This is a genomic window from Pseudomonas sp. 6D_7.1_Bac1 (genome assembly GCF_025465945.1).
Taxonomy (GTDB): Bacteria; Pseudomonadota; Gammaproteobacteria; order Pseudomonadales; family Pseudomonadaceae; genus Aquipseudomonas.
In genome coordinates, this window is record NZ_JANLNW010000020.1 from 147,594 (window position 1) to 169,974 (window position 22,381).

The window sequence follows — 22,381 nt, forward strand, 5'->3', positions numbered from 1 at the left end:
GGGCAAGCCCTAATGCCGGTGAGTTAAGCTGCTACAGGGAATGTGCCGAGCCTGAAATTTCTTACCGGTATTAGGGCAAGCCCCCTCGCCACATTGGTCGCGTCGGCAACTTAAGACCAACGCCGAAAAATCAGCGACGTATTAACCCCACCAAAGGCAAAGTTGTTGTTCATCACGTACTGGTTGCTCATCTGGCGGAACTCGCCGCGCAGGTAGTCCAGTTCGCCGCAGTGCGGGTCGACGTTGTCGAGGTTGAAGGTGTGCGCGTACTGGTCGCTGTTCATCATTTCGATGCTGAACCAGGACTCCAGTGCACCGCAGGCGCCCAGGGTGTGGCCGAGAAAACTCTTCTGCGAGCTGATGGGCATGTGGCTGCCGAACAGGCTGTTGGTGGCCAGGGTTTCTGCGATGTCGCCTTGCTCGGTGGCGGTGCCGTGACCGTTCACGTAGCCGATGGCCGAAGGTTCAATACCTGCGTCTTCCAGTGCCAGCTCCATGGCCCGACGCATGGTAGTTTGCTCTGGGCGGGTGGCGTGCTGGCCGTCTGCGTTACTGCCAAAACCAACGATTTCAGCATGAATGTGCGCACCACGGGCCAGCGCGTGTTCAAGCTCTTCAAGCACCAGCATGCCGCCGCCTTCACCGATCACCAAACCGTCGCGAGCACTGTCGTAAGGCCGTGGGCTGGTTTGCGGTGCGTCGTTTTTCAGGCTGGTGGCGTAGAGCGCGTCGAACACCATGGCTTCGGTCGGGCACAGTTCTTCGGCACCGCCGGCGAGCATCAGTGGCAGGCGGCCGAACTTGATCGCCTCGTAGGCATAGCCGATGCCCTGGCTGCCACTGGTGCAGGCGCTGGAAGTCGGGATCAGTCGCCCGGTGAGACCAAAGAAAATGCTGATATTGGCCGCCGTGGTATGCGGCATCATTCGCACGTAGGAGTTGGCGTTCAGGCCTTCCGCCACCGAATTGAGCAGCATCTTGCCGAAAGCCTTGATCTCTTCGGTGCTGCCGGTGGATGAGCCGCAGGACACGCCCATGCGGCCGTCCTTAATCGACTCGTCACCGAGCAGGCCGGCATCGGCCAGCGCCCGTTCTGCCGCGCCGACCGCCAGCCGGGAAACCCGGCCCATGCTGCGCAATTGCTTGCGGGTCCAGTGGCTCGGGACTTTGAAATCATCGATGGGCCCGGCCAGGCGCGTGTTCAGCTCGGTGAAACGATCCCACTCATCCATGCGCCGGATGCCACTGCGATTGGCCTTGAAGTTAGCGCAGATGGTCTCCCAGTCGCTGCCCAACGAGGTGATACCGGCCATGCCGGTGACGACGACACGCTTCATCAGCACAGGCCTCCGTTGACGGCCAGGACCTGCCGAGTGATATAGCCTGCCTCTGCGGACATCAGGAAATTCACGGCGCTGGCCACTTCTTCAGGGGTGCCCATGCGTTGTGCGGGGATCATTTTCAACAGTTCTTCCACGGGTACGTTTTCGTCAAGCATCGCGGTGTCGATCAGACCCGGAGCGACGCAGTTGACGGTGATTTTGCGTTTGCCCAGTTCGATCGCGAGGGCCTTGGCGGCGCCGATCAACCCAGCCTTGGACGCGCTGTAGTTGACCTGCCCACGGTTGCCGATCAACCCGGACACCGAGGTGATGCACACGATCCGTCCGGCGGCGCGCCGACGAATCATTGGCATCATGACCGGGTGCAACACGTTATAAAAACCGTCGAGGTTGGTGCGCATCACCACATCCCAGTCGTCCTCGCTCAGGGCCGGGAAGGCGCCGTCGCGCGTCAGGCCGGCGTTGAGCACCACACCGTAATAGGCGCCGTGGGTTTCCACGTCAGCCTCGAGAATTGCCTTGCAGCTGGCGCGATCCGATACGTCGAATTGCAGGATCCGCGCACGGCGTCCCAAGGCCTCGACTTCGGCCTGCACGGCTTCGGCATCGCTGCGGCCGCTGCGGCAATGCAGCACCAGGTCAAAGCCGGCCTGAGCCAGGCGTAGTGCGATGGCGCGGCCGATACCACGGCTGGAGCCGGTGACCAGTACGGATTCAGTCATGACTGGGCTCCAGAAGCATTTGAAGAGTGGGGTTCTTGAAGGTAGTGAGCCGCCTGAGGCGGGCAGAACACATTCAGACGGGCCAGGGCATGAATGCCGGGGCCCGTCAGGTGGCACTCGAAGACGCCCATGCCGTTGTCGTCTTCGAGCGAACGCAGGGCGTGGATCGTCAGTTCGCTGCCGACCGGGAAGTGCTCCACATTGCATTCGAACTTACGCGTACCGAGCAGGAAGCCGAGCTCAACCGCATTGCCTCGCTCACGTGCGCGACAGCCGGCGTACGCGGCCACGCTTTGCGCCATCAGCTCGATGCCGACCCAGGCCGGCAAACTGCCGTCGGGCTGGTTGAACAGGCCGTCGGGCTTGACGGTGAGGCGGGTGTGAATCTGTTCTTCGTCGAACGACAGCACCTGATCGATAAGGATCATGTCGCCCGCATGGGGCAGCAGTTCGGCGAGTGGCCAATCAATCATTCGGCGTCTCCGATAATCAGGCTGACGTTGTTGCCACCAAAGGCAAAGGAGTTGCTCATCAAGCAGCGCGTAGCGCTCTGTTCCAGCCGGTCAGCGGCGGCCACAAAGGTTAGCGCCGGCAGTTGCGGGTCGGGCTGGCCGTCCCAGATGTGGGGTGGCAGCGCGTGTTCGGTATTTTCGCTGCTCAGGCTCAGCCAGCAGAACGCCGCTTCCAGCGCTCCGGCCGCGCCGAGGGTGTGGCCGGTCATGGGTTTGGTCGACGAGCAGGGCACGCCTGCCGGGAACAGCGTGTTGACCGCCAGGCTTTCCATGGCGTCGTTGTGCTGGGTGGCGGTGCCGTGCAGGTTCAGGTAGTTGATCCGCTCAGGCGGTAATCCGGCACTGCGCAGGGCCTTGTTCATCGCTTGCAGGGCGCCGCGTCCGGAGGGTTCCGGGGCGGAAATATGGTGCGCATCGGAGCTGGCGCCACTGCCCAGCAGGGCAATCGGCTGGCTGCTGCCGAGGTGTTTGCTCATCAAGAAAAGTACCGCCGCTTCGCCTATGTTGATGCCGTTGCGATTGACCGAAAACGGGTTGCAGCGCTGTTCGGAAACCGCGTCCAGCGCCGAAAAACCGTTGAGGGTCAGTTTGCACAAACTGTCGACGCCACCACACAGCACGGCATCACACACGCCCAGGTCGAGCAATCGCCGGGCGCTCAGCAATGCGCGGGCGCTGGAGGTGCAGGCCGTGGAAATCACGTAGGCCGGACCGCTCAGTTGCAGCCAGTCGCAGAGGAAGTTCGCCGGGGCACCGAGTTCCTGTTGTTGGTAGTCGTACTCCGGCGGGAACTGATTCTCGCGGATGTAATGGGCAATCCCGCGACTGGCTTCGTCGATGCCCGAGGTACTCGTGCCCAGGACGATGCCGATGCGTCCACGGCCGTAGGTTTGAATGGCGTGGTCGATGTCTTCGCGGATTTGCAGCGCGGCTTCCATCAGCAATTGATTGTTGCGGGTGCGGTGCTGGCTCAGCCCGGCGGGGATCGCGACCAGTTCTCCGGGTACCGCCGCGACCGGCAGCGAACGCTCAGGCACCCAGCCGGCCTCGACACGCATCCCCGAGCAGTCGCCGGCAAACAGGTTGCGGGCGACTTCGTGTTTGTTGCGGCCCAGGCTGCAGATCAGCCCGAGGGCGTTCAGGTAGGCCGTCATGGCGCAGTCTCGGCGGTTAGCGGGGTGACGTGATAGTTCAACTGTTCGGGCAGTGTCAGCACGAAATCCGACGGCGTTCGATACAGCACCTGCCAGTGCGGCGTCAGCGAGCGTAAAGCGGCGTGGCGTCGGGCGGCAGGATAATTATCAAGCAATTGGGCCTCGGGTGTCAGGGCGAACAACAACGCCGCAAACAACTGGCGTGCTTCTGGATTGGGCGGCAGCAAACCATCGGCCTGCCACTGGTTGTCGACCAAGCGCTGGCGAGCCACAGGAATGCCCAGTGGGTCCATCAGCGACCAGCGTATGCCGGCACCTTCGCGCTGGATCACCAGCAACCAGTCCTGGCGCTGATCGGCCAATTGCCGCTCGACATGCAATTGCAGCGGCAAGGCCAGCGTCGGGTTGCGCTCGGGCAGCGGCAGCCGGCTGGCGCAAGCGCTCAGCAGCAGGGCACAGCACACGAGCAGGAGGCGAATCATCAACACTTACCTTCGAGCGGTTTACGGGCCACCACGTTGACCAGGGTTTCTTCCCGTTGACCAACCGGTTTTGGGCGGCGCAATCCAAAGCGTTCGAGTAGGCCGAAATCTTTCGCGCGACTCCACCATAGATAAGGGTAGGACACGTTTTGCGGGCCGAATTCAAAACCCTGCTCACGAATCATCTGCAAATAACCGTCGGCACTCTTTTGCACGTGCATCGGGTGGCGGAACAACCAGCGAATCACCCAGGTGTCGATGTAGGCTTGCGTGGATTCGGCAAACATCAAATAACCGCCCGGTTTGAGCACCCGATAGAACTCGGCGAGGGCCTGTTCCTGCTCCACCAGGTGGTGGAAGGTCTGGTGGCAGAACAGCACGTCAACGCTGGCGTCCGGCACCGCGAGGGTTGCGCAGTCGCTGCCGACCAGCTCGATATTGATGTTCTGGCGCCGCGCCTCTTCGCTGCTGAGCGTGAGGCTATGAGGGTCGGCGTCCAGGCCGATCAGGCGCTGCGGGGCAAACACCTGATGCAGGTACTGGAACGACTTGCCCTGACCGCAACCGGCATCCAGCAGTACCGGACGGCTCGGCAGCGCTTCGCTGAACAAGCTGCGCAGGTCGTTGATCGCCACTCGCAGTACGTGGTGCTGCCAGGTGTGACTGCGCAGGAACCAGAAACCGAAGCGGGTTTCCTCGACGTAACTGTCGCTGAGGTACTGCTGCTCGATGCCACTCACGTTGCATCACTCGCACAAATATCCGAAAGCATGCGCAACCGGCGCTTGGGTTCGCTGACGAACGGATTGCGTTCGTCCCAGGCGTAACCGGCAAGGATTGCGCTGATCATGCGACGGATTTCCGGTGTGCCACCCTGGTGGTAGATCACATCCTGGAAGGTCCCGGCGTACCAGCCTTCGACGTAACACCGGAAGGTGTCGACGCCGCGCTTTAGCGGCTCGGCAAACTCGCGCTGCCAGTCCACATGTTCGCCTTGCAGTTGGCGATGCAGAACGCCAGCGGCCATGCTCGCCGAACGCATGGCGATGGTTACGCCGGAGGAAAACACCGGGTCGAGGAATTCTGCGGCGTTGCCGAGCAACGCGAAGCCCGGGCCGTGCAAGGTTTTGACGTTGGCCGAGTAACCGCCGATGGTCCGCGCGGGCGTGTCCCAATGGGCGTTTTTCAGTACCTTGGCCAAGCTCGGGGTTTCGGCGATGAAGCCGCGTAGGCACGCGTAGAGATCGTCTGTGCGGCCTTCGAAGTGCTCGGCTGCGGCGACCACGCCCACCGAGCAGCGACCATTGCTGAACGGGATGGTCCAGAACCAGATATCACGCTGGGTCGGGTGAGTGGTGATGAGGATCTTTTCACGGTCGAAGTGCGGACCGTCGATGTGGTCTTCGACGTGGCTGAACACCGCCTGGCGCACCGGGAAATTCGACGGTGCTTCGAGGTCGAGCAGGCGCGGCAACACGCGGCCGTAGCCGCTGGCATCGAGCACGAAATCGGCTTCGATACGGTATTCGCCGCCGTCTTCACGGCGAGCGCTGAGCAAGGGCTTCGCCTGCGCAAAGTCGGCACTGATGATTGTCTCGCCGTAGCGGATTTCCACCCCTTGCAGCGCTGCCTGATCGGCCAGCAGCTTGTCGAAATCGGCGCGCTGGACCTGAAAGGTGGTCGGCTTGCCGTTGCTGAAGGTGTCGCCGAAATCGAACGTGCTGTAGCGCTCGCCCCAGGCGAACGCCGCGCCGTTTTTCAGTTGAAAACCGGCGGCATTTACCGCTTCAAGCATGCCGGCTTCTTCGACGAAATCCAGGCAGTGCGAGAGCAGGCTTTCGCCGATGGAAAACCGCGGAAAGTGCTGGCGTTCAATGATCAGCACATCATGGCCGTTACGCTTGAGCAGCGCGGCGGCGATAGCGCCCGATGGTCCGGCACCGATAACGATGACCTGGCGACGTTCCGTATCAACTGTTGGCACTGGAGCTCCTTGCCGGGACGGCGACCTGAGAGGGGAATCGGTGCAGACCGGCGAGTGCCGGCAGCAGCGTTGCGATCAAACCCATCAGCATCAGCGCAAAGTACAGCGCGGGGCTGATGAGCTGTTGTTGCAGCAGCAGGTTGAGAAAGACGATCTCGCTCAAACCGCGAATATTCAGCAGCAGGCTTTCGCGCCAGCGGCTGGCGCCGACAAACGACGCACTGGCCCAACCGAGGCCCAGCCAGTTACCCAGTAGCTTGCTGGCGATGGGAAACACCAGCAGCGCACCCAGTTGCACCCAACTGAGGCTGTCCATGGCGCTGTGCACGTTGATCTGCACAATACCGAAGGTCAGGATCAGCGGAATCGCGATGCCGTTCTGCAAACGGCTCATCCAGGCCGCCTGTAACGGTAGCACCAGCGGCAGCTTGAGGGCGGCCATGCACAACAGATAACCGATGCCGAAAATCAGCGCATTGAGCTTGTAGTGTTCCGCTACCACCAGCAGCGCAAAGAAACCCAGGCTGTGCAGCAGGGGCTGGCGCAACCCGAACACACGCAGCAGCAACGGCAGGCAGGCGCCAGCCAGCGGCAGCAACAGGCTGCTCAGGTGCAGGCTGCCTTGGGCGAAGGCGAACAGGCTCCAGCACGTCAGGTCGATGAGGATCGCGGTCTGCACCAGTCGGCGGGTCGCGGCCGGTGGATAGTTGATGTGCCGCAGGTACAGATACAACACCGGGATCGCCGTGATCGCGAACAACAGGCCGACCGCCAGCGAGCTCAACCATGGCTGATCCGGCAGTAACCACACGGCGGTTGCCAGGCCACAGACGAACGGAATGCTGAAACTCGGCAAGGCGATTTTCAGGCTCTGGCGGTCCAGTTTCAGGTCGATCACATCGCTGAGGATATGCCCCAGCAGCAGCGCGAAGCTCAGGCTGTAGAGGTTTTTCAGCCAACCCGGCGAGACCAGCTCGGCTCCGCTCAACTGCCAGTACGGTTCAATCCAGAAATACATCAACAACGGCAGGCCGAAGGTCGCCAGCAGCAACTGGCTGACAATCGGGATCAAACCAAAATGCCGCCCGACGCGAGTCGCCACCGCGAACAGCGCCAAGGCCAGCAGCCAAAACAGCACGATCATCATGCTGCAGGCTCCGTGACTGGATCTGTGTGCACCTGGGGCTTGGCCCATGGCGCGAGAATGAAGCTGAAGGCCAACCCGAGGCTTACCGAAAGGCCGAAGTTACTGACCGCTGGCGTGCTGGAAATCGCCAGCAGGCCAAATGACAGCCACGTGGTCGCTGCCGCCAGCAACGTGCCCAACAGGCTCACGGCGGCACCGCCGATCTGCTCGCGCATGAGGATCGCGTAATCGACACTGATCGCCGTCACCAGCAGCAGCCCGAATACGCTGAACAGCGTCAACGGCTGCCCCAGCCAACCGAGGCTGGCCAGGCTGCACAGTGCTGCCAGTAATGGCAATGCAACGAGCCGCAGCGCGCCGCCAAAGCCAAAGGGCAAAATCAGCAGCAACACGATCAATACGCAGGACATCAATTTCAGCTCGGCGGCGCTGATCTGGGTGGCGGCGAAGACGTGGTTCAAGTCGTCCAGGCGGTCTACCAACTGCACACCCGGCAGGTCCAGCGCTTGCACCCGCAGCAGCGTCGGATTATTCAAGCCTTGCAGGCTGACCATCGCGGCTACGCCGTCATCCGTGGTGCCCAGCCAAAGCGGGCGCCACGGCTCGGCCAGCGGTCCGACCAATGCCGCATCGATGTCTTCGACCGGTAGCGCTTGCAACTGCGCCAGCTCGGCTTGCAGCGCGGTGACCGGGATACCAAGGTCCAGCAGCGGCTGCCAGAAGGCCGGCAGTTTGTTCAGGGCATCGCGAACCTGTTGTTGCTCGGAAGGCAGACTGACCAGTTGGCTCAGTGCCAGGTAGCCTTTGAGTTTGTCCAGACTGACCAACTGATCCAGCCGTTCGCTGAGGGCTTTCTGGCGTTCGAACAGCTGCTGCTGATTGGCCGCCCGCACCAGGAAGAACTGGCTGGTGGGTTGATAGCCGGTGATCCGTGCAATGGTCTGTGCTTCGTTCATCAACTGCGGTGGCGCACTGACCCACTGACGGATGTCGTTTTTTGTGGTCAGGTGCCACAAGCCACCGGCACAAAAGGCCATGACCAACACCAGCAGGATCGAACTGCGCACGCGTTTGAGCAGCGCTTCACGCACGTTCACTAAAAACTCGGCAACCCGCAGCGGCCACTGCGCGGGCTGCAGGTCCGTACCCTTGAGCAGCGCCGGCAACAGGCAAACGGCCGACAGGTAAGCGCCGAGTAAACCGGCTGCAGAGAACACGGCAATCTGGGTCAACGCCGGGAACGGTGTCCAGGCCAGGGCCAGATAACCGATGCAGCTGGTGGCCAGGCTCAGGGTCAGCCCCGGCAAGGTCAGGCGCAGTGCAGGCCAGCTGCGCCAGGGTTTCAGGCTCCAGCTCTTGGACAGGTAATGCAGCGGGTAATCGACAGCAACGCCGATCAGGCTCGATCCCAGCACCAGGGTCATCACGTGCATATGGCCAAACAGCGCGACGCAGGCCACGGAGCCAAACAGCATGCCGACCAAAACGGGAACGAAGGCCAGCAACACCCGAAGCCTGCGGAATGCCAACAACAGCAGCAACAGGATGCCGACGGTTGCACCACCGCCAACCCAGGTGATCTCGCGAGTCGCTTGCTGTTGACCGTTGGCGGCGTACAGCAAGCCGCTGGCGGCCAGCAGTTGCACGTTGGCCTGGGCCGCTTCTTCACGGCTGTGCTTGAGCAGCTCGGCGACTTTCAGCGGCAGGTGCATGTCAAACGCGTTGCCGCTGGTGCGGGCCCGCAGCAATACCCAGCTTTTGCCGTCGGCGTCGGCGACCAATGCGCCGCTGCCAATGTCCAGTTGCACCGAACCGTGCTGCGGTTGGCTGTTCTGAATGCGTCCGGTCAGCCCTAGCCAGTCATCCTGGCTCGGGACCAGGCTGAAACCGGTAAAGGGGTCGAACAGTGCTTGTACGCGCTGCTGGATGAAGGCTTGCGGTTGTTCGATCAGCTGTTGCCGATCCGCCACCGAAAGCATTGCCAACCGACCTTGCAGCAGTTGCGTGCGGAGTGCGGGCAGGTCGGCTTGCAGGTCCCACTGGACCTTTTCGAACAAACCGCTGGCCTGCCATTGTTCGCCGAGTTTTTGCGTCATGGCGATGGCTTGCTGGCGGTCGGTGTGGCCGACCAGCACCAGCATTTCGCGATTCAGCGGCTCCTGCATGCGCTGTTCAGCCTTGAGCTCCAGCGCATCCGGCGCGGTGCCCGGTACCAGATCCATCAGGTTGGCCGACAGCGGTGCGCCGTCGTGCCATTGCCAGCCGGCGAGTGCGAGCACCGCCACCAGCAGGGTCAAGAACAGCCGTGGGAGCATCCGTTCACTCGGCAAAGTCATGTTGCTCCGCATCGCTCAGTGGGGTGGCGCTGGTGGTGTCCTGCATGCGCAAAACGGTGCTGTCACCCTGAGTTTCCAGCAGCTCGATGCGCTGCACCAGTTCGCCGCCGTCGATGTTGATCTGATTGAACACCTGCTTGAGCAGCATCGAACGCGGGGTCAGGGTGAGCTTCCAGTGCTGCGCTTCGCCGCTCAGCGACAGCTCGAAATCCCGTTGCAGCCCACTGCTGTCACCTTGCAGCACTGCGAGGAATATGCGGTTCTGCTCGGCACCGGCACTTTTGCCCGGCAGCATTTGCCAGCCGCTGCCGTCACGTCGCGCGATACCTTTGGCGCTGATTCGGTAGTCCTGTTGCAATGGTGTCTTGAGCAGCCAGAGCAAACCGTGATCCTTGGCCAGCACGAACGCGCCTTTGCTGGTCAGCGGTTGCGGCAGCGCACGCAGGTGTTTTTCTTGAATGAAGCTGCCGTGGATCACGCTCGGCTTGGCCAGTTGATCACTCAGTTGTTGCAGGTCGAAGGCGTTTGCCAGCGATGAAAAGCCGAGCAGCGCTACCAGCATCACCACCACCCCGTAGCAGCTGGCGAAGCCTGCGTTCGGCCGCGAAGCGGTCGTAATCCGGGCTACTCGGTTTTCCTGCAAGATCGCGGTTTCAGGTTTTACGACCGCTTCGCGGCCGAACGCAGCCTGACGGCAGCTGCTACGAAGGCGCCGCGTCAGCATCCAGAAGCTCATGGCAACATCCTCTCGACCGCTTCGGTAAACACCTTCGGCGACGCCAGTTGCATCTCGCGGCTGGCGACGTGCACGGCGACCTGCACGGAGCTTGCGCGGGTCAGGCGTTCACCGGTGGCGAGGTCGCTGATCAGGTAGCTGATCTTCAGGCGGTTCTCCCATTCCACCAGGCTGGCGCGAACGTTGAGCATCTGGCCGAACACCGCGCCGCGTACGTAACGCAGTTGCAGGTCGATCACCGGCCACGCGTAGCCGGACGCCTGCATGGCGGTGTAGTTGTGGCCGAGCATGTCGAGCAGGGCGCAGCGGGCGACTTCCAGGTACTTCACGTAATGGCCGTGCCAGACCACGTTCATGGAGTCGACGTCAAAAAACGGCACGAGAATTTGCGTATCGGCGTGAAGCACTCCCTTGCTACGCATGCAGCCTCCAGTGTTGTTCGGCAATGCGTTGCAGACACAGACGCAATTCACCTTCCAGGGCGCGGTCTTCAATGACCGGCGCGAAGTCCTTGGCGAGCTCTTCGTGCATCGCCGCCAACGCTGGCGGCAATGGTCGGGCGTCTTCTGCCTGGCTGCGCAGCCAGACACCCTGGTTGGCCGCCAGCAGGGTCGCGGCAGCGACTTGTTCGGTCAGCTCCAGCACGCGGATCGCATCGCGGGCGGCAATGGTGCCCATGCTCACTTTGTCCTGGTTGTGGCATTCGGTGGAGCGTGAGAACACGCTGGCCGGCATGGTGTTTTTCAGCGCTTCGGCGGTCCAGGCGCTGGTGCCGATTTGCACCGCTTTGAAGCCGTGGTTGAGCATTGCGCGCTCGGCGCTGGCGCCCGACAGGTTGCTCGGCAAACCGTGGTTGTAGCGTTCGTCCACCAGCAGTGCGAGTTGACGGTCAAGCAGGTCGGCGACGTTGGCCACGAGGTTTTTCAGGCTGTCCATGGCGAAGGCGATATGCCCACCGTAGAAGTGCCCGCCGTGCAGAACGCGTTCGGCTTCAGCGTCGATGATCGGGTTGTCGTTGGCGCTGTTGAGTTCGATCTCGATGAACGAACGCAGCCAGTTCAGGCTGTCGGCCAACACGCCGAGCACGTGCGGTGCGCAACGCAGCGAATAACGGTCTTGCAGGCGATGCAGCGGTGCGGTCGGGGCGTCGATCGCCAGATCCTTGCGCAACCACGCGGCCACCTGCATTTGGCCCGGGTGCGGTTTGGTGGCGAACAGGCGCTCGTCGAAATGCTCCGGGTTGCCTTGCAGGGCGACCACGTTCAACGCGGTAATGCGCGTGGCCAGTTGCAGCAGATAGTCGGCGCGGGCGAAGGCCAGGCAGGCGAGGCCGGTCATCACGGCTGTGCCGTTCATCAGCGCCAGGGCTTCCTTGGGCCGCAGTACCAGCGGCTCCCAGCCGAGTTCGCGGTGCACGTCGGCGGCCTGCCGGCGTTCGCCCTTGAACAGCACTTCGCGCTCGCCGGACAAGGTTGCGGCCACGTAAGACAACGGCGTCAGATCACCGCTGGCACCCACCGAGCCCTCTTCCGGGATCAGCGGCAGAATGTCGTGTTCGAGGAAGGCGTGCAGACGTTCGAGCAGTTCCACACGAACCCCGGACACGCCGTGGCACAGCGACTGCAAGCGCGCCGCGAGGACCGCGCGGGTGGCCTGGGCGTCGAGCAGTTTGCCCAAGCCGCAACCGTGGAAGGTGTACAGATGACGCGGCAGGGCCTCGACGTGATGCAGCGGCACCGCGACCACGCAGGAATCGCCGTAACCGGTGGTCACGCCGTAGATCACACCTTCCTTGTCCAGCAACGAATCGAGAAACCGCGCGCCTTTGGCGATGCGCTCACGGTATTCACTGTCGCTTTGCAGTTGCACGGGCGCCTGACGGTTGGCCAGGGCCAGCACGTCTTCGATGCGCAAAGGGAGTTCGCCGAAGGTTACCGGCTCAAGCAGATGCGTCGTCATCGGTCTTCCAGAATGGGTAAAAGTTGAACCATTGTTGGGGCGCCTCAAGGCAGCACTGGCCGAGGCGTTCGGCGTAGCGCGTGGCCCATTGGTGAATTACTTGCTCGCGGTTGCTGCGCTTCCACACCACCGCGTCGGTGAAGGGCTCGATGATCAGTCGATAGTCGCCCGTTTGTTTCTTCAGGCACAGCAGAAAATTGACCGGGCACTTCAACAGGCCTGCCAGCAACCAAGGGCCCTGGGGAAATGCGGCCGGATGACCGAGAAAATCCACCGTCACGCTGCGCCCACCGTGCAGCGGTACGCGGTCGCCGGCAATCGCCAGCCATTCGCCGCACTCCAGGCGCTGGTTCAGTTGCAGCATGATCACCGGGTCCAGTTCGCTGACCTGGATCAGCCGCAGATTGGTCGCGCCGGCTTCGCCCAGCAGACGATTGAAACGCTCGGCGTGCTTGGTGTGCACCAGCACGTTCATGGTGACCCTTTCACCGAGTTCGGCAAGGGCGCGGCAGACTTCGAGGTTGCCCAGGTGTGCGCCTACCAGCATCTGGCCGCGTTCGCCACGCAACTGATTGCGCAACAGCGCCGGGTCGATGATTTCGATCTGGTCGATGCTCAACTTGCCGTTCCATACGTCGAGCTTGTCGAGCATGGAATCGGCGAAGGCCATGAACTGACCAAACACCCGCCAATGGGTCGGGCGCAATTCGTTGCGGCCGCTCCAGTCGGCGAGACGCTGCTGGTATTGCCAGGCGCTATGGCGGGCGCTGCGACCGAACAGGAAAAAGTATAAAACAATGCCGTACAGCAGCGGGCTCAACAGCCGACGCCCCAGCACTTTGGCGCAGAACGCGGTGAATTTCATTAGCCAGAAACTGCCGCGTTCCTTGTGGTCGGCCCAGTGTTCGTTGTCTGCGTTGATGCTCATGCTCGCCACCGTCGCCAGAGGATCACCGGCGCCCGTAACAGCATGCCGAAGAACAAGCGGGTGTGCATGCTCGAAATCAGCACGTTGTCGCGGAACAGACGAAAATGCGAGACGCCATCCAGAGGGTAGCGAACCTTGGTGTGTACCCAGCGCATCGGCTGATTGCGCCAGGCCAGGCGCACAATGATGTCTGTGTCGAAGTCCATGCGTTGGCCGATCTTCACCGCGTTGATGAGCGTCAGGGTCGGGGGCAATGGATAGAGGCGAAAGCCGCACATGGAATCGCGAATCTGCAACGACAGGGTGTTGATCCAGACCATGACATGCGTCAGATAGCGGGCGTATAAACGGCCCTTCGGCACGCTGGCGTCGTAGAGCGGGTAGCCGCAGATCAACGCGTCAGGATGGGCGCGCGACTGCTCGATAAAGGTCTGGACGTCACCCAGATCATGCTGGCCGTCGGCGTCCACCTGCAAGGCGTGGCTGAAGCCCAGGCGCGAGGCTTCGCGAAACCCGCTCAGGACTGCACCACCCTTGCCCTGGTTGATGGCGAGCTTGATCAGGAAAACCTGGTCGCGCTGGGCCAGTTGCTCAAGCACCGCCGCACAGGCCGGGCTGCTGGCGTCATCCACCAAAATGCACGGCAGGCGGTTGGCAAGCAGCGCATCGACCACCGTGGTAATCGCTGTTTCGTGGTTGTAGACCGGGATCACTGCGCAGGGCTTATGCATGCACGGTCTCCAGCAAAATCCGCCCGCTGGAGCAGGTGGCCGTTTCATTGCGATAGGCGAAATACAATTTGCGGCGCACAGGGTCGAAGCGCAAGTGCAACTGGACCTCATCGCCGGGGCGCACCAGTTGCTGGAATTTCAGCACTTCCATACCGGCGAACTTTGTCGGCAGATCCATCAACTGCTGGCCCAGGTTCAGTGCCCACTCGACTTGCACCACACCCGGCAGCACCGGGGTTTGCGGGAAGTGGCCGCTGAAGTAGGCGAGGTCCGGCGGCACTGCCAGTTGCAGACTCCACTCGCCGCCGACTTCGACTTGTTCCAACACCTGCGGCGCCTTCGGGCGGGGCGCCATCAGCAACGCTTCAACCTCGGCCTGGGGCAGTTTACCTTGGGCGTTCAGCGGCAGTTGCCGCAGCAACCGCCAGCGGCGCGGCAGGGCCAGGGTTTCGCAATGTTGGCTCAGGTGCTGGCGCAGTTCCTGGGTCAGCGTGCGTCGCCCCTGATTGCGCAGCGCGTGCAGGCCTTGTTCGCTCAGCACCAGCAAGGCACCCAGCGACGCACGGTTTTCCTGAACCACACCAAGGCGCGCTTCGGCGACCCAGTCGTGGGCCACCAACGCCTGCTCCAGCATGGGCAGCGAGATACGTTTTTCTTCCAGTTTGACGATTCGGTCCAGCCGTCCCAGCAGTTCGAAACGGCCGTCGACGGCAATGCGTGCGGCGTCGGCGGTGTGTTCGATGTGGCCGGCCGGCAAGTACGGCGAGGCGATGAGCAGGGCCCCGTCGCTGTCCTGGCTCAGCGCTACATCAGCGAAGGGTTGCCAGAGATCAAAGCCCTGGCGCCAGGCAATGCCACCGGTTTCCGAGCTGCCGAGAATTTCCGTCGGCCATTGCTGCAGGCGTTCGTGCAAGCGCTGCGCGGCCTCGGCCGGCAGGGCGCCGCCGGAGGAAAACACCCGACGGACCGCGCTCAAGGCCGGCCAGTCGAGGTTATCGCCCATGCGCTTGAGCAGCGCCGGGCTGGAGACCCAGGAAAAGGCCGGGTGTTCGCGGCTGAAGCGTTGCAGGTCTTCCGGGAAGGCCAGTTGCAGGCGTACGAACGGGCGCCCGGCGCACAGCGGCCACAGTACCCGGAACAGCAATCCGTAGATGTGCTGGGTGCCGACGCTGCCGATGATGCAGGCGTGGCCCAGGTCCGCGCCCCACAATTGCTCCAGCGCCTGAACTTCATTGGCCAGTTGCCGCAGGGTTTTCTCGATGCGCTTGGGTTCGCCGCTGGAGCCGGAGGTGCACAAGCTCAGGTGGCAGTGATCGAGATCCAGTTCGGCGGCGGCCAGCGGCGCCTGCTGGAAGTCAGCCAGGTGTGCGTCGTCCGCCAGATCGGTCAGCCACAGATCGACCGCCGTCGACCAGCGCAGGCGGGTCTGGGGTTGCAGGTCGGCGGGCAGCAGTACGCTGACTCCGGCACGCCAGGCTCCGAGCAGGGCAATGGCCAGTTCAGCGGCGTCTTCCAGGTGCACGGCAATGCACGTTACACCTTGCGCTTGCAGGCCGGCGGCAAGGCGCAGGGCCTGCTCACACAGGTCGGCGTGAGTGAGCGCAGGATCCGCCGTGACGGCGCGCGCAGGTAGTGCCTTGAGCAACAGCTGCTCAAGTTTTATCCAATTCATGGGTGGCCTCGTACCCGTTGTCGTATGAGCCATTCAATGGCGAACAGCAGACCCATCAACCCATAGGAAATCAGGCCGGTGTACAACATCCACCAACTCAACGGCGCCCAGAGGGTCAGGGCGGCCGCGAGCAAACCGTTACACAGGAAAAACACACTCCAGGCGATCGTTACCTGGCGGGTATAAACAATCGCGTTGTCCGGCAGTTGCGGTTCGCGCAAACGCGCCAGACGCTCGATCATCGGCTGCCCGTACCTCAGGCTCAGGCCAAACAGGGCCAGCATGAAGCCGCTGATCAGCACCGGGTACCAACGCAGCAACAAAGGGCTATCGAACAGCGCCAGCAACAGGCAAAAAGCAATGGCAACCACCGCCATCCAGACACTGCCCGGGCGTCGCTCGCCCAGCAATGCGCGGGCCAGCCACAATCCGCCCAGCAACAGTCCAAACTGCCACGGGGCAAAGTGCTCCATGCCGAAATACACCGCAAAGGGGTACAGCAGGCCCGCGAGCAGCAGGCCGAGGCCGATCAGTCGGCTCATGCGGCCGGTTGAACCAGTCGGTAGACTGCCTCGACCACGTCGCTGACGGTACGCACCGACTTGAACTCTTCGGCGGCGATTTTCTTGCCGGTCTGGCGTTTGATGTGATCGATCAGATCGACCGCGTCGATGCTGTCGATTTCCAGGTCCTGATACAGGTTGGAGTCCAGGCTCACGCGTTCGGGTTCCAGCTCAAAGAGTTCGACCAGGGCATCACGCAGGGTGTTGAAAATGTCGTCACGAGTTTGCATGGTCCGGTCTCAAGCTGCCTTTGTTGCAGTGACGAACGCCGCAAGGCTCGCCACGTTGGTGAAGTGACCGCGGGTGTCATTGGCTTCGGCGTCAATCTTGATGCCGTACTTTTTCTGAATCGCCAGGCCGAGCTCCAGCGCGTCGACCGAGTCCAGGCCCAGGCCTTCGCCAAACAGCGTCTGCTCGTCGCCGATGTCGTCGACGCTGATGTCTTCGAGGCCCAGGGCGTCGATGATCAGCAGTTTTATCTCACGCTTCAGATCGCTCATCTTCGGCGAGCTCCTTAATAAAGTAATAGTGGAAATAATCGTTGAGTTTGCGCGAGGCCTTAGGGGGTGAGCCGAGCGCTGCGAAGGCTTGTGGGTCTATATCGGCCCCAACGCGGAAACTGAAGTGCACCCGGCGTTTAGGGATCCGGTACCAAGGCTCGGCCTTGGTCAGGGTCGTCGGGCTGACCTTGATGATTACCGGGGTGACAATTCTCGCACCGCGCAGGGCAATTGCCGCCGCGCCCCGATGAAAGGCCGGCGGTTGGCCGGGCTGGGTACGGGTACCTTCGGGAAAAATGATCAGGGTCTGGTCGCTTTTCAGCGCATCGGCAGCGGCATCGAGCATGTCCATGCTGCCGTCATTGCTGATGTACTCGGTGCGGCGTAGCGGACCGCGGGTGAAGGGATTTTCCCATAGGCTTTTCTTGACCACGCAGTTGGCGTGGGGCACCAGACCGATCAGGAACACGACATCGATCAACGATGGATGATTGGCGATGATCATCTGCCCTGGGCGGCCGAGTTTTTCCGCGCCCTGGATGTCGTAGGTCAGCACGCCTGTGCGGGCCATGAACCGGACAAAAGACCGGAACTTCCGGCTGACGGTCTGCCGCGCCCGTTGCCGATGGGTTTGGGCATCGCCCGGCAGCCAGCCGAGCACCGGGAAAATCACCAGTCGCAGCCACAGCCCGCCCCACCCGAACAGGGCGAAGCTTGCGGCGGTGGCCAGCAGGCGCCAGTAGTAGGCGTCGCGGTGTTTATCGGTTACAGGTTGCGTTGCCAGGTCCATACACGATTTTTCCAGGCATGTTGGCAGATGGTCTGCTGGCCGAGCAGTGCACGCAACAGGTTCAGTGCATGGGGCCAGTGGGCTTTGGACAACGCATCCGAGGTGCTGTTCAGAGACAGCTGCCACTGATTGCCCGGAGTGATCAGCAGTCCGACCGCGTAAGGAAACGGTACATCGTCGATCCAGGCGCAATAGGCTTGCGGCGGCTGTTCTTCGGTAATCACCAGCAGCACGGCGGGAGCGCCCTCTTCAAGCAGCGCCGCGGCCTCTAGCATGCCGTGTTCAAGCCCATCGCCCGCCGCGGCGAGGGCGGTCATTTCGCTGGTTTCGCCACGCATGATCGACCACAGGCCGATGACAGCGTTGTGCACCGACAGGCTGAACTGGGTCGGCGACAGCGGCTGATCAGTTGCCAGATCGTTGAGAATCTCGAAGGTGCGCGGGGTTTCGCCGTGACGAGAAATAAAGACCAACGGTAGCTGTTCGCGACCCTCGGCCAACGGCCAGCCGACACTGAAGGCCATCCGCGCCAGACGGCTGAGTCGCCGGCGCTGCATGGCCGGCAGAAACGACACGTCGGGGGCGGCATCGCTGCTCTCAAGCACAACCGGTTGTCGGCTCCAGGCTTGCCAATCGTCCACGCTTTCGAGCCCAGGGGCCCAGGCGCGCCATTGGGCGATGTTGAATGTGATCACTGAAATTCATCCCGCCCCTGCGGGCTTCCTTGACGCGGTGAGTCGATTGACCGGCGACTGACCCGACATGCGCTACGGCCGAGTGGCGCGCATTATCGCGGTGCGGCTGGCTTGTAGCAAATACTGGCTCCATTTTGTTCAGTGCGCCATGTCGTTTTTCAGCAAAAAAGCTGTCGTTTTGCCATTATCCAGTTTCTTACAGAGATATCTGCCAGCTGATTCATCGGCCAATGAGCGAAGCGGGTCGGTTTTTTGCTGGGATTGCAGCGAACGGCGTAGTCCGATTGCTGAGGAGGTAGCTAAGCAGCGGTGTCGGCTACTACACTCGGTCATTCTTTGATACACGGAGGTTTTGACATGCGGCGCGTGGTGTTCAATCAGAAAGGTGGCGTGGGCAAGTCCAGTATTGCCTGCAATCTGGCGGCGGTCAGCGCCAGCGAGGGCTATCGCACCTTGCTGGTGGATCTCGATGCCCAGGCCAACTCCACTCAGTACCTGACAGGTCTGACGGGCGACGATATCCCGATGGGCATCGCCGACTTCTTCAAGCAGACCCTGTCGTCCGGTCCGTTCTCGAAGAAAAACCAGGTTGATATCTACGAAACCCCGTTCGATAACCTGCACGTGGTCACTGCTACGGCCGAACTGGCCGACCTGCAGCCCAAGCTTGAGGCCAAACACAAGATCAACAAGCTGCGCAAACTGCTCGACGAACTGGCCGAAGACTATGACCGGATCTACCTCGACACCCCGCCAGCGTTGAACTTCTACGCGGTTTCGGCCTTGATTGCCGCCGATCGTGTGCTGATTCCCTTCGACTGCGACAGCTTCTCCCGGCAGGCGCTGTACGGCCTGCTGGCGGAAATCGAAGAATTGAAGGAAGACCACAACGAAGGTCTGCAAGTCGAGGGCATTGTGGTCAACCAGTTCCAGGCTCGCGCGAGCCTGCCGCAGCAGATGCTCGACGAACTGATCGCCGAGGGCCTGCCGGTGCTGCCGGTGTACCTGGGCAGCTCGGTGCGCATGCGCGAATCCCACCAGGCCAACATGCCGCTGATCCACCTCGATCCCCGGCACAAACTGACCCAGCAGTTCGTTGATCTGCACAACCTGCTGGAAAACGCCTGATTCCTGCAGACAACACAGCACTAATGTGGGAGCGAGCCTGCTCGCGATAGCGGCCTGACAGCCAACATCTACGTTCAATGTCACACCGTCATCGCGAGCAGGCGAACGTCGCCCGGCTCTTCCCACATTGGGTTCAGGGTGGCGTTGAGATCGTCGTCAGATCCCCTGACTGCGCAACCAGCTCATCAATTGCGGTAACGGGAAGGCTCCGCTCTGACGCGCCACTTCCCGGCCGTTCTTGAACAGTATCAAACTCGGAATCGAGCGAATCCCCAACTGCGCCGACAATTGCTGATTCGCCTCACTGTCGAGCTTGGCCAACCGACACGTGCCCGACAGTTGCCCTGCCGCCTGCTCGAACACCGGGGCAAACGACTTGCATGGCCCGCACCAATCCGCCCACACGTCCACCAGTAACGGCAGATCACCCTTGATCTGACTGGCGTAGTCACCTTGCTTCAATTCAAAGGGCTTGTTCAGCAGGACTTCGGCTTTGCAGCGGCCGCATTTGGGGTGATCGCCCAGGCGCTCGACGGGGATGCGGTTGAGGCCGTTGCAGTGGGGGCAGGGGATGAGCAGTGGGTCAGTCATGGAGGTGGTCCGGATTAAGAGGCGATACCCCTTATTTGGAGACGTCTGCTCACATTTTCAATCGGGCATTGTGGCTGCTCGAATCTAGGCTGAGGGAATGCCGGCTGCACCGCTGGTCTGCTCGGTGATATCGCAATTTGCGATATTCACGATCTATGTTTAACTCATCCATAGCAAAGTGCGATAAGGAGATTGCATGCATGTGCTCACCGAAAAGCGAATCTGGGAAGCCAAGGAAAAGTGGCCACGATCAGCGAGTTCGCTGGATCAATGGTATCGGTTGATCAAGCGCAACAACCCTGGTGACTTTGCAGAAATGAAATCGATGTTTCCTGCGCTCGATAAGGTAGGCCCGTTTCATGTGTTCGATATCGGCGGCAACAAGTTACGGTTGATAGCCGTTGTCCGGTATCGGCCTCAACGGCTGTACATCAAACATGTGTTGGACCATCACGAGTACGACAGGGGCAAATGGAAGGAGGAAAGAGGATGAGTGTTCTGATCAAGCAGGTTGCCGAGCACTGGCAATTCGTATCGCCGTTGCTGCGAAAACCAAAGACTGAAAACGACTATGACGTGTTGGCCCAGGCGCTCGACGAATTGCTGGAGCTGGTGGGCGAAGATGAGTCGCATCCGCTCATGAGCCTGGTGGACATCATCGGCGAGTGGATCGAGGCCTGGGACCATGAGCATCGTCCGATGCCCAAGGCCAGCGGCGTTGATGTACTTCGTTACATGATGCGCGAGCATGGTCTAAGCCAGAGCGACCTGCCGGGTGTGGGCGCGCAATCGGTAGTTTCGGAGGTGTTGAGCGGAAAGCGCCAGCTTAACGTGCGGCAGATCCGCTGGTTGGCCAAGCGCTTTGGCGTGTCGGTGGAAACCTTTATTTGACCGGCCTCACGAAGAACAGCTGATCTCCAGATGCTTGCCCCACTCGGGTGGGCGCTCTGCGTAGTGCTCCATGCCTGGCTGTTTTTCGAACGGTTTGCTCAGTACCGCATGCAGACGGCGGACCTCTGCATAGTCACCGCTCTCTGCCGCGTCGATGGCGTTCTGTGCCAGGTAATTGCGCAGGATGTACAGTGGATTGACGGCGTGCATGCGGGTGCGACGCTGGTCTTGATCGCGGTTGCCGTCGCGGGCGACGCGCGCGCAATAAAGCTCGGCCCAGGCATCGAAACCCTTGATGTCGACGAAGTCGTCACGCAAGCGGGCGACGGCGAGTTCGGCGGTTTCTTCACCCAGTCGACGGAAAAACAGGCTGTAATCGACGCTGCTGTTTTGCATCAGTTGCAGCAGTTTTTCGACCAGCTTCTGATCATCGTCTTCGCCAGTGGTCAAGCCGAGACGACGGCGCATCAGGTCCAGGTAGTGGGCCTGATACAGCGGGAAGTACAAGCCGAGGGTTTCGCGCAGGGCGTCGACGCTGATGAACGGTGTCAGGGCCTGGGCCAGCGCGCTGAGGTTCCACTGGCCGATGGGCACCTGATTGCTGAACGAGTAACGGCCCTGATCATCGGAATGGTTGCAGATGAAATGGGCGTCGAAGTCGTCGAGGAAGGCGAACGGGCCAAAGTCGAAGGTGATGCCCAGGATCGACATGTTGTCGGTGTTCATCACCCCGTGGCAGAAGCCGTAGGCCTGCCATTTGGCGATCAGTTCGGCATTGCGCTCGACGATTTCGCGGAACATCGCCAGGTACGGTGCAGGCGCTTCCAGGCACTCGGGGAAATGCATCGCCAATACGTGCTCGCCGAGCACTTTCTGCTGTTCGGGCCGCTTGGTGTAGTAGAAGTATTCAAAGTGCCCGAAGCGTACATGGCTCGGCGCCAGGCGCAGGACCATCGCCGCACGTTCCTGTTTCTCACGCCAGACCGGGGTGTCCGAACCGATCACGCACAGTGCGCGGGTGGTCGGGATACCCAGCGCGTGCAACGCTTCAGACACCAGAAACTCACGAATCGACGACCGCAGCACCGCGCGGCCATCGCCCATGCGCGAGTAGGGTGTTTGCCCGGCGCCCTTGAGGTGCAAGTCCCAGTGCTCGCCGGCCTCGTTGTAGACCTCGCCCAGCAGCAGGCCACGACCGTCGCCCAATTGCGGGTTATAGGAACCGAACTGGTGCCCGGAATAGACCATTGCCCGCGGCTCGGCTTCTGCCCATAGCTTGTGGCCACCGAACAGCTCGGCGAACACCGGCGTCTCGGCAACGCTCGGGTCAAGGTCCAGCAGCGCCATGGCCGCAGGGCTGGCAACTACCAGCCGTGGATCGCCGATAGGCTCGGGCAGCACATGGGTTGAGAGCGCGTCGCCCAGGCGGGCGAAGCGGTTGTCAAAGGTCAGTTCGTCGAGGGCTTTCAACGGCCATCTCCAGCAGAATGTCCGAGCATTCTGCTGGGGATTGGCGT

The 22,381-nt window shown here is 61.6% G+C and carries 25 protein-coding genes; 3 read left to right on the forward strand and 22 right to left on the reverse strand.

Annotation, left to right across the window (positions count from 1 at the left end; translation table 11 throughout):
* Window positions 1-110 precede the first annotated feature (110 nt).
* The 20 genes from NTD87_RS06080 to NTD87_RS06175 all read right to left on the reverse strand — a co-directional run bounded on the left by NTD87_RS06080 (window position 111) and on the right by NTD87_RS06175 (window position 18,260).
* Window positions 111-1,337, reverse strand: a complete 1,227-nt coding sequence (locus NTD87_RS06080) for a beta-ketoacyl-ACP synthase (RefSeq protein ID WP_262112604.1) — start codon at window positions 1,335-1,337, stop codon at window positions 111-113.
* On the reverse strand, window positions 1,337-2,065 hold the full coding sequence (fabG, locus tag NTD87_RS06085) for a 3-oxoacyl-ACP reductase FabG (RefSeq protein WP_262112605.1): 729 nt from the start codon (window positions 2,063-2,065) through the stop codon (window positions 1,337-1,339). The genes NTD87_RS06080 and fabG overlap by 1 nt, the downstream gene beginning before the upstream one ends.
* Window positions 2,062-2,538: a hotdog family protein gene (locus tag NTD87_RS06090; RefSeq protein WP_262112606.1), complete on the reverse strand. Its 477-nt coding sequence runs from the start codon at window positions 2,536-2,538 to the stop codon at window positions 2,062-2,064. The genes fabG and NTD87_RS06090 overlap by 4 nt, the downstream gene beginning before the upstream one ends.
* Window positions 2,535-3,731 (reverse strand): beta-ketoacyl-[acyl-carrier-protein] synthase family protein, encoded by a 1,197-nt coding sequence (locus tag NTD87_RS06095; RefSeq protein ID WP_262112607.1) that lies wholly within the window; start codon window positions 3,729-3,731, stop codon window positions 2,535-2,537. Before NTD87_RS06095 ends, NTD87_RS06090 begins: the two co-directional genes overlap by 4 nt.
* On the reverse strand, window positions 3,728-4,213 hold the full coding sequence (locus NTD87_RS06100; protein WP_262112608.1) for a DUF3261 domain-containing protein: 486 nt from the start codon (window positions 4,211-4,213) through the stop codon (window positions 3,728-3,730). Before NTD87_RS06100 ends, NTD87_RS06095 begins: the two co-directional genes overlap by 4 nt.
* Window positions 4,213-4,953: a class I SAM-dependent methyltransferase gene (locus tag NTD87_RS06105; protein WP_262112610.1), complete on the reverse strand. Its 741-nt coding sequence runs from the start codon at window positions 4,951-4,953 to the stop codon at window positions 4,213-4,215. The genes NTD87_RS06100 and NTD87_RS06105 overlap by 1 nt, the downstream gene beginning before the upstream one ends.
* Window positions 4,950-6,197 (reverse strand): NAD(P)/FAD-dependent oxidoreductase, encoded by a 1,248-nt coding sequence (locus tag NTD87_RS06110; RefSeq protein ID WP_262112611.1) that lies wholly within the window; start codon window positions 6,195-6,197, stop codon window positions 4,950-4,952. Before NTD87_RS06110 ends, NTD87_RS06105 begins: the two co-directional genes overlap by 4 nt.
* A complete protein-coding gene (locus NTD87_RS06115) occupies window positions 6,184-7,344 on the reverse strand; it encodes a sodium:proton antiporter (protein ID WP_262112612.1) in 1,161 nt (386 codons plus the stop codon). Before NTD87_RS06115 ends, NTD87_RS06110 begins: the two co-directional genes overlap by 14 nt.
* Window positions 7,341-9,680: an MMPL family transporter gene (locus NTD87_RS06120; protein ID WP_262112613.1), complete on the reverse strand. Its 2,340-nt coding sequence runs from the start codon at window positions 9,678-9,680 to the stop codon at window positions 7,341-7,343. The genes NTD87_RS06115 and NTD87_RS06120 overlap by 4 nt, the downstream gene beginning before the upstream one ends.
* Complete coding sequence (locus NTD87_RS06125; RefSeq protein WP_262112648.1) at window positions 9,664-10,242, reverse strand: outer membrane lipoprotein carrier protein LolA; 579 nt, start codon at window positions 10,240-10,242, stop codon at window positions 9,664-9,666. Before NTD87_RS06125 ends, NTD87_RS06120 begins: the two co-directional genes overlap by 17 nt.
* A gap of 170 nt (window positions 10,243-10,412) precedes the next feature.
* The gene (locus NTD87_RS06130; RefSeq protein ID WP_262112614.1) at window positions 10,413-10,838 is read right to left on the reverse strand and encodes an acyl-CoA thioesterase; all 426 of its coding nucleotides are present in this window, start codon (window positions 10,836-10,838) and stop codon (window positions 10,413-10,415) included.
* Window positions 10,831-12,375 (reverse strand): histidine ammonia-lyase, encoded by a 1,545-nt coding sequence (gene hutH, locus NTD87_RS06135; RefSeq protein WP_262112615.1) that lies wholly within the window; start codon window positions 12,373-12,375, stop codon window positions 10,831-10,833. The genes NTD87_RS06130 and hutH overlap by 8 nt, the downstream gene beginning before the upstream one ends.
* Window positions 12,356-13,303, reverse strand: a complete 948-nt coding sequence (locus NTD87_RS06140; RefSeq protein WP_262112616.1) for a glycosyl transferase — start codon at window positions 13,301-13,303, stop codon at window positions 12,356-12,358. Before NTD87_RS06140 ends, hutH begins: the two co-directional genes overlap by 20 nt.
* Window positions 13,300-14,034: a glycosyltransferase family 2 protein gene (locus tag NTD87_RS06145; protein WP_262112617.1), complete on the reverse strand. Its 735-nt coding sequence runs from the start codon at window positions 14,032-14,034 to the stop codon at window positions 13,300-13,302. The genes NTD87_RS06140 and NTD87_RS06145 overlap by 4 nt, the downstream gene beginning before the upstream one ends.
* On the reverse strand, window positions 14,027-15,706 hold the full coding sequence (locus tag NTD87_RS06150; RefSeq protein WP_262112619.1) for an acyl-CoA synthetase family protein: 1,680 nt from the start codon (window positions 15,704-15,706) through the stop codon (window positions 14,027-14,029). Before NTD87_RS06150 ends, NTD87_RS06145 begins: the two co-directional genes overlap by 8 nt.
* The gene (locus NTD87_RS06155) at window positions 15,703-16,248 is read right to left on the reverse strand and encodes a hypothetical protein (RefSeq protein ID WP_262112620.1); all 546 of its coding nucleotides are present in this window, start codon (window positions 16,246-16,248) and stop codon (window positions 15,703-15,705) included. Before NTD87_RS06155 ends, NTD87_RS06150 begins: the two co-directional genes overlap by 4 nt.
* A complete protein-coding gene (locus NTD87_RS06160) occupies window positions 16,245-16,499 on the reverse strand; it encodes an acyl carrier protein (protein ID WP_262112622.1) in 255 nt (84 codons plus the stop codon). The genes NTD87_RS06155 and NTD87_RS06160 overlap by 4 nt, the downstream gene beginning before the upstream one ends.
* 9 nt (window positions 16,500-16,508) lie before the next feature.
* On the reverse strand, window positions 16,509-16,769 hold the full coding sequence (locus NTD87_RS06165) for a phosphopantetheine-binding protein (protein WP_262112623.1): 261 nt from the start codon (window positions 16,767-16,769) through the stop codon (window positions 16,509-16,511).
* Entirely contained in the window at window positions 16,750-17,559 is an 810-nt protein-coding gene (locus tag NTD87_RS06170; protein ID WP_262112625.1) for a lysophospholipid acyltransferase family protein, read from the reverse strand. Before NTD87_RS06170 ends, NTD87_RS06165 begins: the two co-directional genes overlap by 20 nt.
* A complete protein-coding gene (locus tag NTD87_RS06175) occupies window positions 17,535-18,260 on the reverse strand; it encodes a beta-ketoacyl synthase chain length factor (RefSeq protein ID WP_262112649.1) in 726 nt (241 codons plus the stop codon). Before NTD87_RS06175 ends, NTD87_RS06170 begins: the two co-directional genes overlap by 25 nt.
* A 351-nt stretch (window positions 18,261-18,611) precedes the next feature.
* Here NTD87_RS06175 and NTD87_RS06180 point away from each other — a divergent pair, with 351 nt between their 5' ends.
* On the forward strand, window positions 18,612-19,382 hold the full coding sequence (locus NTD87_RS06180; protein ID WP_262112626.1) for a ParA family protein: 771 nt from the start codon (window positions 18,612-18,614) through the stop codon (window positions 19,380-19,382).
* 156 nt (window positions 19,383-19,538) lie between these two features.
* Here NTD87_RS06180 and trxC read toward each other — a convergent pair whose 3' ends face one another.
* A complete protein-coding gene (trxC, locus tag NTD87_RS06185) occupies window positions 19,539-19,973 on the reverse strand; it encodes a thioredoxin TrxC (RefSeq protein ID WP_262112627.1) in 435 nt (144 codons plus the stop codon).
* Between the two features lie 196 nt (window positions 19,974-20,169).
* Here trxC and NTD87_RS06190 point away from each other — a divergent pair, with 196 nt between their 5' ends.
* Window positions 20,170-20,466 (forward strand): type II toxin-antitoxin system HigB family toxin, encoded by a 297-nt coding sequence (locus NTD87_RS06190; RefSeq protein WP_262112629.1) that lies wholly within the window; start codon window positions 20,170-20,172, stop codon window positions 20,464-20,466.
* Window positions 20,463-20,864, forward strand: coding sequence for a type II toxin-antitoxin system HigA family antitoxin (locus NTD87_RS06195; protein ID WP_262112630.1), 402 nt, complete (start codon window positions 20,463-20,465; stop codon window positions 20,862-20,864). The genes NTD87_RS06190 and NTD87_RS06195 overlap by 4 nt, the downstream gene beginning before the upstream one ends.
* Window positions 20,865-20,870: 6 nt before the next feature.
* On the opposite strand, the gene selO is transcribed toward NTD87_RS06195, so the two are convergent.
* Complete coding sequence (gene selO / locus NTD87_RS06200; protein WP_262112632.1) at window positions 20,871-22,334, reverse strand: protein adenylyltransferase SelO; 1,464 nt, start codon at window positions 22,332-22,334, stop codon at window positions 20,871-20,873.
* Window positions 22,335-22,381 lie beyond the last annotated feature (47 nt).

Coding starts and splice junctions, on each gene's coding strand:
- NTD87_RS06095 (WP_262112607.1), bottom strand. CDS start 3,731: ATGACGGCCTACCTGAACGCCCTCGGGCTGATCTGCAGCCTGGGCCGC.
- hutH (WP_262112615.1), bottom strand. CDS start 12,375: ATGACGACGCATCTGCTTGAGCCGGTAACCTTCGGCGAACTCCCTTTG.
- NTD87_RS06170 (WP_262112625.1), bottom strand. CDS start 17,559: ATGGACCTGGCAACGCAACCTGTAACCGATAAACACCGCGACGCCTAC.
- NTD87_RS06145 (WP_262112617.1), bottom strand. CDS start 14,034: ATGCATAAGCCCTGCGCAGTGATCCCGGTCTACAACCACGAAACAGCG.
- NTD87_RS06100 (WP_262112608.1), bottom strand. CDS start 4,213: ATGATTCGCCTCCTGCTCGTGTGCTGTGCCCTGCTGCTGAGCGCTTGC.
- NTD87_RS06125 (WP_262112648.1), bottom strand. CDS start 10,242: ATGCTGGTAGCGCTGCTCGGCTTTTCATCGCTGGCAAACGCCTTCGAC.
- NTD87_RS06130 (WP_262112614.1), bottom strand. CDS start 10,838: ATGCGTAGCAAGGGAGTGCTTCACGCCGATACGCAAATTCTCGTGCCG.
- NTD87_RS06115 (WP_262112612.1), bottom strand. CDS start 7,344: ATGATGATCGTGCTGTTTTGGCTGCTGGCCTTGGCGCTGTTCGCGGTG.
- NTD87_RS06180 (WP_262112626.1), top strand. CDS start 18,612: ATGCGGCGCGTGGTGTTCAATCAGAAAGGTGGCGTGGGCAAGTCCAGT.
- NTD87_RS06150 (WP_262112619.1), bottom strand. CDS start 15,706: ATGAATTGGATAAAACTTGAGCAGCTGTTGCTCAAGGCACTACCTGCG.
- NTD87_RS06160 (WP_262112622.1), bottom strand. CDS start 16,499: ATGCAAACTCGTGACGACATTTTCAACACCCTGCGTGATGCCCTGGTC.
- NTD87_RS06120 (WP_262112613.1), bottom strand. CDS start 9,680: ATGACTTTGCCGAGTGAACGGATGCTCCCACGGCTGTTCTTGACCCTG.
- NTD87_RS06140 (WP_262112616.1), bottom strand. CDS start 13,303: ATGAGCATCAACGCAGACAACGAACACTGGGCCGACCACAAGGAACGC.
- trxC (WP_262112627.1), bottom strand. CDS start 19,973: ATGACTGACCCACTGCTCATCCCCTGCCCCCACTGCAACGGCCTCAAC.
- NTD87_RS06190 (WP_262112629.1), top strand. CDS start 20,170: ATGCATGTGCTCACCGAAAAGCGAATCTGGGAAGCCAAGGAAAAGTGG.
- NTD87_RS06080 (WP_262112604.1), bottom strand. CDS start 1,337: ATGAAGCGTGTCGTCGTCACCGGCATGGCCGGTATCACCTCGTTGGGC.
- fabG (WP_262112605.1), bottom strand. CDS start 2,065: ATGACTGAATCCGTACTGGTCACCGGCTCCAGCCGTGGTATCGGCCGC.
- NTD87_RS06155 (WP_262112620.1), bottom strand. CDS start 16,248: ATGAGCCGACTGATCGGCCTCGGCCTGCTGCTCGCGGGCCTGCTGTAC.
- NTD87_RS06165 (WP_262112623.1), bottom strand. CDS start 16,769: ATGAGCGATCTGAAGCGTGAGATAAAACTGCTGATCATCGACGCCCTG.
- NTD87_RS06195 (WP_262112630.1), top strand. CDS start 20,463: ATGAGTGTTCTGATCAAGCAGGTTGCCGAGCACTGGCAATTCGTATCG.
- NTD87_RS06090 (WP_262112606.1), bottom strand. CDS start 2,538: ATGATTGATTGGCCACTCGCCGAACTGCTGCCCCATGCGGGCGACATG.